Genomic DNA, 1922 nt, shown 5'->3' on the forward strand with positions numbered 1-1922 from the left:
CCGCATCTATAATGGGACGTTCGATCAAGGGGATATGACCCGTTTGAACTATTGGGAATTGACTTCCCAAGAAGGAGCTTCAGCCGAAGTAAACGTATCAGCAGAAACGCGCGAAGCAAAAATCGAGCCTTTACAAAAAGGCGATGATTCTGGTGACATTCTTTTCAAACAAACAGGAGTTCAACTGCAGGAGGGCCAGGACTACGAACTGACTTTCCATGCCCGGGCGGAGGAAGAGAGAAGCATCCAGGTGGATCTCGTCAGCCAGGATGGATCAGTTAGTTATTCGAATGCAGAGCCGATTCAGTTAACGAAAGAAATGAAGCCTCACACCATTACGTTCCAAATGCCAGAAAACACAACTGACTTAGAATCACAGCTATGGTTCAAGCTCGGAGGTCAATCCGAAGCGGTTTATTTGGATGATGTAAGCCTCGTGCAAACCTCCAATCCAGTAGAATTACAGCCATTGAAGAATGGAGATTTTGCTAACGGACTTGAAGCCTGGTCTCCATACATTCACTTTGATGCCAATGCTGATGTTTCTACCATTGATGAAATGTTAAATGTGGATATCGAAAATGCAGGAAACGAAAAGTGGAGTGTTCTAGTAGAGCAACCGGGTCTTTCATTAAGCCAAGACACGACATACATTCTTTCGTTTAAAGCCAAATCTACTTTGCCAAGAGACATCGAGGTTACGATTGAGAATGCAGCTTACCAACGTTACTTTAGTAGGGTCGTATCCTTAACAGATGAGATGCAGACGTACGAGTTAGAATGGAATATGACAGCGGATGACATGGCCTCGCTGAAGTTCCTAATGGGGCAAGTCGCTGACAGCCATGAAATTTCCATCGATGATGTTTCGCTTGAAGTTAAATAAATTACAGATAAAAAACACGATTCTTATACAAGGATCGTGTTTTTTTTGTGAAAAAAATTAAAAGGCAAGTTCGTCTATTTGAAATATATTCTGGGAAAGTAAAAAGTAGTTTACCAGTTTTTAGCGGGTGGTAAGTACAGTATTGCAATCAAATCAGCGAGGTGATTGTTACAACATCAGAAGAGGTGGATTTATGAAAAACGTCACTGCAGTGTTTTGGAACGCTGTTACTTTATGTTCCGTGTTTGTTATTTGGGGAGTCGTTGCTCCTGCCAATCTAGAATCTGTTTCCAGTACAGTCACTACTTACATATCAGATACATTTGGCTGGTACTATTTACTGCTTGTTGCTTTCATTTTTGTATTTTGCGTTTACTTGATTTTTTCCCGATTTGGCCATTTGAGATTAGGTAAAGAAGTAGAAAAGCCTGATTTCAATCTTCCAACGTGGTTCGCCATGCTATTTAGTGCAGGGATGGGGATGGGAATGGTGTTCTGGACAACGGCAGAGCCGATTTCCCACGCGTTCAAAAGTTCTCCAAGTGCGGAATTAGGGTCAGATCAGGCCATCAAGGATTCTTTGCAGTATTCCTTTTTTCACTGGGGCGTTTCGGCGTGGGCGATCTATGGAATCGTTGCTTTAGTACTCGCTTACTTCAAATTTCACAAAGGTTATCCTGGATTAGTCAGTGCAACGCTGGTTCCCTTGTTTGGAGAAGAACGAATGAACGGTCTTTCTGGCAAGCTGGTGGATACCTTAGCTGTATTCGCAACGGTTGTTGGAGTTGCGGCAACGCTTGGATTTGGATCTGCTCAAATCAATCAGGGGTTATCGTTTTTATTCAACACGCCGAGTAACTTCGGATTTCAGTTGATTATTTTGGGGGTAGCTACAGTTCTGTTCATCGCTTCCGCTTATTCCGGCATCCATAAAGGGATTAAGTATTTGAGCAATATTAATATGGGACTAGGATTCTTTTTGCTCTTGTTGTTATTCGTTGTCGGACCGACGCTTCATATTTTGAACATGTTTACA

At 42.4% G+C, this 1922-nt stretch carries 2 protein-coding genes; both read left to right on the forward strand.

The genetic code is table 11. The annotated features are described in order from the left end of the window. Positions 1-886: carbohydrate binding domain-containing protein (locus LD39_RS20475; RefSeq protein ID WP_035553021.1), on the forward strand; the 886-nt coding region annotated here is incomplete at its 5' end. Between the two features lie 193 nt (positions 887-1079). Further along, a partial coding sequence (locus LD39_RS20480) for a BCCT family transporter (RefSeq protein ID WP_035553024.1) occupies positions 1080-1922 on the forward strand: 843 nt, incomplete at its 3' end.

Origin of the sequence: Halobacillus sp. BBL2006 (assembly GCF_000786645.1) — a bacterium.
Classification (GTDB): Bacteria; Bacillota; Bacilli; order Bacillales; family Halobacillaceae; genus Halobacillus.